The sequence below is a fragment of the Corynebacterium sp. HMSC11E11 genome, from assembly GCF_001807025.1.
Lineage (GTDB): Bacteria > Actinomycetota > Actinomycetes > Mycobacteriales > Mycobacteriaceae > Corynebacterium > Corynebacterium freneyi.
Genome location: NZ_KV787147.1, coordinates 1 through 7,888, shown reverse-complemented (window position 1 = coordinate 7,888; position 7,888 = coordinate 1). Strand labels below are relative to the sequence as shown.

Sequence of the window (7,888 nt, the reverse complement as noted above, 5' to 3'; positions counted from 1 at the left end):
TCAACGCACTCTAAATCCTGAAGAGCCGGTTATCTGGGAAAAGCAATGATATGGCGCCACATTGAGCTTTCGTCGTCATGCCAAAATGTCGACGATGCGCACGCGAAAAGGCCCCGGACGTCTCGATGACGACGTCCGGGGCCCGAGGTGCCTTCCGGGGCGGGTCCGGGGCTTACGCCGGGGAGACGCCCTCGCCGCGCTTCACGCGGTAGACCGCCGGCGTGTACAGCGGCTGGTCGGGGATGGTCTTGTCTTCGACGAAGCGGTACTCGGCGAGGATCTCGTCGGGCCGGACCTGCACGTTGACCCAGCCGTGGTGGTCGAACTCGATCCACTCGACGTAGGGGTTGGCGGCCATCAGCGCCTGCTCGGCGGTCTGGGAGATGGCGTTGCGCTGCGGCAGCTTCACGATGTCGTCGATGTTCGACGCACTGACGGAGGTGCACACGATCTCGGCGGCGGCGATGCCGTCGGCCGGGTAGCGGCCCGGGGTGACGGGCACGTTGCACGCCCACGACGAGTGGATGTCGCCGGTGAGGAACACGACGTTGTCCAGATTTCGCCCGGACATCTCGCCGATGAGCTTGCGTCGCTCGTGGGCGTAGCCGTCCCACTGGTCGGAGTTGTACGGGACGCCGTCCTGCGGCAGGCCGAGCAGCTCGGTGATGGCGCCGGAGGTCTGCGGGTCCAGCGGCGGGATGAGCACCTGGGTGAACATGACGGAGTTGCCCACCAGGTTCCAGGTCGCGGCCGAGCTCGTCCACCGGTTGAGCAGGAAGTTCATCTGCTCGGAGCCGAGCATGGTGCGGTTCGGGTCGTCGGTCTCGCCGATCTTGATGAACTCGGGCGCCTTGTCGCGGTAGGTGCGCAGGTCGAGCATGGTGATGTCGGCCAGGGTGCCGTAGGTGAATGCGCGGTACAGGTGGCCGCCCTCGGAGAACGTGGTGGCGCGCACCGGCAGCCACTCCAGGTAGGCCTGGATGGCGGCGTCGCGGCGGGCGATGTAGTCGCCCTCGGTCTCGGGGGAGTGGTTCTCGGCGCCGTCCTTGTAGGTGTCGTTGGCGACCTCGTGGTCGTCCCAGGTGACCACCCACGGCTTGGCGCCGTGGGCGGCCTGCAGGTCCTTGTCGGTGCGGTAGTGGCCGTAGCGGCGGCGGTAGTCCGACAGGGAGACGATCTCGTGCGGCGGCTCGTGGTCGCGGATGGCGCCGGTCTTGCCGGTGTAGCCGCCGCGCTCGTACTCGTAGATGTAATCGCCGACGCACATGATGATGTCGACGTCGGGGTTGTCCGCCATGTCGCGGTACGCGGAGAAGTAGCCCGCCTCCCAGTTCGCGCAGGAGGTCAGGGCGATGCCGAGCTTGTCGGGCGTCGCGTTGGCGTCGGGGGCGGTGCGGGTGCGACCGACCGGGGAGACCTGGCCGGCGTAGTCGCCCTCCGCGACGGTGAATCGGTAGCTGTACCAGGTGTCGGGCCGCAGGCCGGTGGCGTCGAGCTTGACGGTGTTGTCCTGGGCGGGCTCGGCGACGGCCTCGCCGGAAAGGACGATGGTGCCGAAGGAATCGTCGGTGGCGACCTCGCAGCGCAGCTTCACGGCGGTGCCGGCCTCCGCGCCCGGAACGTCGCCGGGGTGGGAGGTGGCGCGGGTCCACAGGAGGACGGAGGTGGGCAGCGGGTCACCGGAGGCGACGCCATGCTGGAAGACGTTGTGGCCGCCGCCGGCGGCGTCCCCGGCTGCCTCCTGCGCTGAGGCGGTGAATCGGCCCGCAAGGGTCGAGGTGCCGACGAACGCGGCGGTGGTGGCACCGGCCTTGAGGATGGTGCGGCGGGACGGGGTCGGCGACGCGGGTGAGGAGCCGTGGGCGGAAGTCATGAACTACATGACACTGTCCCTATTGGTGTATCACCAATTGGTAACGGTTCCGAGGTACCCCATTGAGGGGGGGATTTCATGGAAGATTCATCTTCCGTACACCTGCGGTTCCCGACGGGTGGCCGCCGCTCCCGACGGGCGACCACGGCTCCGGCCGGGCGCCGCTGTCCCGGCCGGACGCCGCAGCTCCGGCTACAGGTGACCCGAACTAGGCGGTCAGGCCCATCTTGTCCATGATCTCCGAGTCGATGCCGTCGAGCTCCGCGGAGATGGACACGTGGGCGCGGCGACGCTGGTCCGGGGTCATGTGCTCGGCCGTCTCGATGGCGTCGACCAGCAGATCCAGGCGGTTGCGCGCGTCCTTGATGAAGCCCACGGTGCCCGACACCTTGGAGTTCTCCAGACGATCCAGCGACCCGCGGATGCCCTCGACGCGGGCGCGCAGCGGAGCGCCGTAGCCGTGGTGGCGGGCCACCGCGTCACCGGTCACGCCGAACTTGCGTGCGGCGGCGTCCTGGCCGCGGTTCTGCACGAACGTCATCAGCCGGTAACCGAGGGGCAGCGCCACCGGGACCAGCAGGCGCGCCGCGCCGACCCACCCCTTCGCCTTCTCGCGGGTCAGGCCCTGGTTGCGCTGTTGCTCCAGGATCTTCGCCGCAACGTTCTCCTGGTGCTTGTGCTTGGCCTTGAGGGCCTTCTGCTCGTCCTTCCAGCCGGCCTTGCGGATCTTCTCGGCCCGCTTCGCCGCACGCTTGTCCAGCTTCGCGTTGCGCTTGGCTTCCTTCTTCGCGTCCTTCGCGTTGCGCTTGCGTTCGGCTTCGGCGGCCTTGCGGCCATCGCGGTAGGCCTTGTCCTTCAGCTTCGCCTCGTGCTTCGCGTCCTCCTTGGCCTTGGCCTTGGCGGCCTTCAGCTTCAGTTTCATTTCGCGGCGGCGGTCGCGGTAGTCGCCCAAGAAGCTCATGGAATCCCTAATCTGCGTTCGGAGTCTGCGGAATCGTGCGTGAATTGTCGCGCAACCAGATTAACCCCGGTTTCCGCCGGGCGATACCCTGGTTGCATCGTGAACACCGAGGATACCGTCCCGCAGCCGGTGACCGGGCCCGATTTGGTCGGGTGCCGGTACCGGCTGGTCCGCGATCGCATGGCGGGGCCGCGGCGCCCGGGTAATTCCGAATCCGCCCGCCGGCGCGCCGAGTTGGGGGCGCATCACCGGGCGTCGGTGATCGCGGGGCTGCCGGATCCGACGGTCATCGCGCCGGGTCCGGACGCGGATCTGGCGACGTTGGAGGCGATCGCGGCGGGCGCGGACCTCATCGTCGGCGCCGTCCTGCGCCACGACCGTCCGCCGGGGGACCGCGCGTTTTCCGGCATCGCCGAGGAATCCCGCCCCGACCTGCTGGTTCGCCTGGACGACGGCTACCTGCCGGTGATCATCGCCGCGCACAAGCTGCTGGAGCCGCGCCGCCGCCGCACGGAAGCCGCCCGCATCCTCCCCGTCGCCCGCCTCGGCCGCCCGGGGGTGCTGGGTCGGCCGCTGCACACGAGCATCGTCGTCGACGAAAAACTGAAGCTGCGCCACAACGCCGCCGATGCGGTCCAACTCGGCCAGGCCGCCGCCCTGCTCCACCGGCTCGGCGCGTCCTGCGGCCTCGTCGGGGGCATCGGCGCCGACCCGACGCGAGTGGTCATCGTCGACGAAGGGCCGCGCGTCGCCGCGTACCGCACCGCTTTACGACGAGCCCGCGCCACCATCCACGCGATCGAACGCCATGAGGCGGCCACGTCGTCGTCAAGCGAAACGAAAACCGGGGAACCGTCGCCGCCCGCGCCGAAAATCGACGGCAACGAATGGCGCATCGGCCAATGGCCCCTGGCGCCCCGGAAAATCCGCGAATGCCGCAGTTGCCGATGGCGCGAAGCCTGCGAAGACGAACTGCGCGCCGCCGACGACATCTCCCTGCTGCTGCCCGGCAACCGGGGCGACGAATACCGCGAAGCCGGCATCACCACCATCCGCCAGCTCGCCCGCGACGACGGCGCCGGCGAACACCGGCACCTGGCGCTGCTGTCCGTCTTCGGCGAACCCGCCGCCCTGCGCGTGGAGAAAACCAGCGCACCCCGCGCCGACGTGGAAATCGACGTCGACCTCGAGGCCTACCCCGGCCACGGCGCATACCTGTGGGGCGCGTGGACGCCCGACGACGGATACGTCCCGCACGTGACCTGGGCGCCACCCGGACCGGCCGGGCTCGGCGGAGACGCGGAAGCCGAAAACTTCGCCCGCTTCTGGGAATGGCTCATGGCGCGCCGGGCCGCCGCACACGCCGCCGGGCGCACCTTCCGCGTCTACTGCTGGGCCGCCGAAGGAGAAAACCACTGGCTGCGGCACTCGGCGAAGAGGTTCGCCGGCATGGAGTTCGTCGTCGCCGGGGATGCAACGGAGGCCGGCGCCCCCGCCCGCATCATCGCCGTGCCCGACATCGCCGAAATCGAACGATTCATCTCCTCCGACGAATGGGTCGACCTGTTCCGCGTGACCAAACGCCAACTGATCAGCCCCGCGGGACTGGGACTGAAAGTCGTGGCGCCCATGGCCGGATTCACGTGGCGCGACGACGACGCCGACGGCGAAGCATCACTGTCCTTCTACCGCGACGCCGTCGGCATCGGCGCGGGCGCGGGGGCAGTCGACGGTGCAGGTGATGGCGGCGGCACCGGAGGCGGCCTCAACCCCGCCGACGCCCGCGCCAAACTCCTGCGCTACAACGCCGACGACTGCCGATCCACCGCCGCCGTCCGCGAATGGCTCGACTCCGGCCGTGCCGTCGACGAGATCCCCAACGTGCGCGACCTGGAAAACCGCGACATCGACTAACGCAGCGGCACCTGGCCGCTCCGGGGCGAACGCCCAGCGAATCAGCCCCTGAACGCCCACGTCCCCCGGCGAACGAAATTCGGCGGCCGCTTCTTCAACGCCGCCTCCCGCGCCCGCGCCGCATTCTCGCTGAGCAACAACTTGGCCTGCTCGAAACGCTCCGCACGGAACGTCGCCCGCGGCGACCGCCACGCCCTGTTGAACAACGCCTTCGTCGACGCCAACTGATCGGGCGAACGACCGAACAACTCGACGAGCATCTCCCGGGCACGCACGTTGGCGTCGTCAAGCGAATCAACCGCCTCCGTCGCCAACCCGGCCTCGACCGCCTCCGCGCCCGACAACTCACGCCCGGTCATCGTCAACCAACGAGCCTGCTCCGCACCGACATGATCCGCCAACGTCCGCGCCCCCGACATGTCCGGAATGAGCCCCCACTTCGCCTCCAACACCGACCAACGCGCATCCGCGGCCGTCACCCGGAAATCCGCGCCCAACGCCAACTGCACCCCCCCGCCGTAACAATGCCCCTGCACCACCGCGATCACCGGCACCGGCAGCCGGCGCCACTCCCAGCACACCCGCTGGAACAGATTCGTGCCATCGCCCGCCAGCGGATTCGGCGCGAACGCCCGGACGATGTCCATCGGCTTCTTCAGCACCGACCCGAAATCCAGGCCCGCGCAAAACGACGCGCCCTCGCCCGCGAGAATCACGCCCCGCAAATCGCGGTCGCGGCGCAACGTCTTCGCCGCATCGTCGAGGCCACGCAACATCGCCATGGTCAGGCCATTGAGTTTCGCGGGGCGGTTCAGGGACACCACCGCGACCTTGGCGCCGCCGTCGAGGTGCTCGTACTCGACGGTGACGGGCGAAGTGGAAATCCGTGCGTCATTGGCGTGGGTCATGCCCGCGAAACTAGCCCGTTCGGCCGCAGCCCGGGCGAGAACCGGAAACATCGGGCGCCGGAAGACGCGCGCCCCCGTTCGAGCACACACGTCCCCACATAACCGGCCCCACCCGGAAAGGACGCATCGAAGTGATAATCGCCACATGAAATGCGGCATTGGAAAAACCGCTATGGCTTTTCCTTTTGAGGGAATATCATTCGATCATGAACCCGTTCATCCACTTGGTTTTCATGGGCGTCAGCGGATGCGGAAAGACCACCGCAGCCGAACTGGCCGCCGACCTGACCGGCTGGCCCTACGCGGAAGCCGACGAATTCCACCCGCAGGCCAACATCGACAAGATGGCCTCCGGGCACCCGCTCGACGACGACGATCGCCGCCCCTGGCTCGAAGCCATGCGCGACTGGATGACCGACCGGGCGACCGAGGGCACGAGCGCCGGAACCGTCGTCACGTGCTCCGCGCTCAAGCGCTCCTACCGCGACATCCTCCGCGGCGCAGAAGGACGCGTCGTCTTCGTCCACCTCTACGGCGAAGCATCGGTCATCGAAGAGCGACTCGCACACCGCAAGGGCCACTTCATGCCCGCGTCCCTCCTCCCCAGCCAATACGCCGACCTCGAACAACTGCAGGACGACGAAGACGGCGTAACCGTCGACCTCGCCGGCACCCCGCGCGAGATCGTCGACGCCGGTTTCGCCTACGCGGGGATCGCGCCGTCGCAAAGCAAATCCGACGAAAAGGACGCATAAATGAACGCCACCATGCTCCTCGCCGCCGACGAACCGCTGACCACGGCCGGGCCGACGCAGCTGATCACCGCCGCACTCGTCGGCATCGCCGCAATCGTCGCGCTGATCGTCTGGGGCAAGGTCCACCCGTTCCTGGCGCTGATGCTCGGCTCGGCCGTGCTCGCGCTGACCGCCGGCATCGCGCTGACCGACACGTTCACCGCATTCACCGCCGGCGTCGGCTCCACCGTCGGCGGCACCGGCGTGCTCATCGCACTGGGCGCGATCATCGGCACGCTGCTGGTGAAATCCGGCGGCGCCGACGCCATCGTCGAAGGCTTCCTGCACCGCACCACGCCGCAAAAACTGCCGTGGATGATGGCGGCGCTCGCGTTCATCATCGGCATCCCGCTCTTCTTCGAGGTCGGCGTCGTCCTGCTCATCCCCGTCGTCATGCTCGCCGCGAAACGCGCCCGCCAGCCCGTCATCCTGCTGGGCATCCCCGCCCTGGCCGGCCTGTCCGCGCTGCACGGCCTGGTGCCGCCGCACCCCGGGCCGCTCATCGCCATCGATGCCCTCGGCGCGAACCTGGGCGTGACGCTGGGCCTGGGCCTCATCGTCGCCGTGCCCTGCGTGATCCTGGCGGGGCCCGTGTCCGCGAAGTTCATGGCCAAGTGGGTCCCGATCGAGGCCCCCGACACCTTCACCACCGGCGAGCCCGTGCCGGAGGAGCATCGGCCCGGCGTCGCCGTGTCGCTGTCCGTCGTTCTGCTTCCCGTTGTGCTGATGCTGCTGCGCACGCTCGTCGAAACCGTGTGGGCCGGCGGCGAGGGCAACGCCGTCCACGGGTTGCTGATGTTCCTGGGCATGCCGCTGGTCGCGCTGCTGGTGACGTCGCTGTATGCGATGGCGGTGCTGGGCTTGCGCGGTGGCCGTGGGCTGAAAGAGGTGTCCGATCTGGTCGGCGCGTCGTTCGCCGGCATCGCGGGCATTCTGCTGATCGTCGGCGCGGGCGGTGGTTTCAAGGAAACGCTCGTCGCGTCGGGTGTTGCGGACGTCATCGGCGATTGGCTGGATGGGGCCGCGATTTCCCCGCTGCTGGCGGCGTGGTTGGTTGCGGTGTTCATTCGCCTGGCCACGGGGTCGGCGACCGTCGCGACGATCACCGCCGCGGGCATCATGTCGCCCATTGCGGCGGGGCTGGATCCGGTGACGACGGCCCTGATGGTGTTGGCGATCGGCGCCGGGTCGGTGTTCTTCTCGCACGTCAATGATGCGGGATTCTGGCTGGTCAAGGAGTATTTCGGCATGACGGTGCCGCAGACGTTGAAGACGTGGTCGTTGATGGAGACCATCCTGTCGGTCGTTGGCCTGGTGTCGGTGCTGCTGCTGGGGTTGCTTGTCTGACGGTTCGGTTCTTGCTTGACGACGCCCGCCGAATCTCCGTCCGTCCGCGATGTCGGGTCGCCCGGGTGGGGGAGTGCCCGGGTGGGGGAGT

At 68.6% G+C, this 7,888-nt stretch carries 6 protein-coding genes; 3 read left to right on the top strand and 3 right to left on the bottom strand.

All coding sequences use genetic code 11. The features are described from left to right. Positions 1 to 172: 172 nt before the first annotated feature. Complete coding sequence (locus HMPREF3121_RS07285) at positions 173 to 1,873, bottom strand: alkaline phosphatase D family protein (protein WP_070521609.1); 1,701 nt, start codon at positions 1,871 to 1,873, stop codon at positions 173 to 175. Between the two features lie 208 nt (positions 1,874 to 2,081). Next, positions 2,082 to 2,834, bottom strand: a complete 753-nt coding sequence (locus HMPREF3121_RS07280; RefSeq protein WP_070521606.1) for a DUF6474 family protein — start codon at positions 2,832 to 2,834, stop codon at positions 2,082 to 2,084. 99 nt (positions 2,835 to 2,933) lie between these two features. Here HMPREF3121_RS07280 and HMPREF3121_RS07275 point away from each other — a divergent pair, with 99 nt between their 5' ends. Further along, positions 2,934 to 4,748, top strand: coding sequence for a TM0106 family RecB-like putative nuclease (locus tag HMPREF3121_RS07275; protein WP_070521603.1), 1,815 nt, complete (start codon positions 2,934 to 2,936; stop codon positions 4,746 to 4,748). A 41-nt stretch (positions 4,749 to 4,789) separates the two neighbouring features. Here HMPREF3121_RS07275 and HMPREF3121_RS07270 read toward each other — a convergent pair whose 3' ends face one another. Beyond that, positions 4,790 to 5,656: a crotonase/enoyl-CoA hydratase family protein gene (locus HMPREF3121_RS07270; RefSeq protein ID WP_083291429.1), complete on the bottom strand. Its 867-nt coding sequence runs from the start codon at positions 5,654 to 5,656 to the stop codon at positions 4,790 to 4,792. A 206-nt stretch (positions 5,657 to 5,862) separates the two neighbouring features. On the opposite strand from HMPREF3121_RS07270, the gene HMPREF3121_RS07265 reads away from it, so the two are divergent. Continuing rightward, positions 5,863 to 6,411, top strand: coding sequence for a gluconokinase (locus HMPREF3121_RS07265; RefSeq protein WP_070521600.1), 549 nt, complete (start codon positions 5,863 to 5,865; stop codon positions 6,409 to 6,411). Further along, positions 6,412 to 7,797 carry a GntP family permease gene (locus tag HMPREF3121_RS07260; RefSeq protein WP_070521597.1) on the top strand — a complete coding sequence of 462 codons (1,386 nt, stop codon included), beginning with the start codon at positions 6,412 to 6,414 and terminating at the stop codon, positions 7,795 to 7,797. The last annotated feature ends 91 nt before the right edge of the window (positions 7,798 to 7,888 follow it).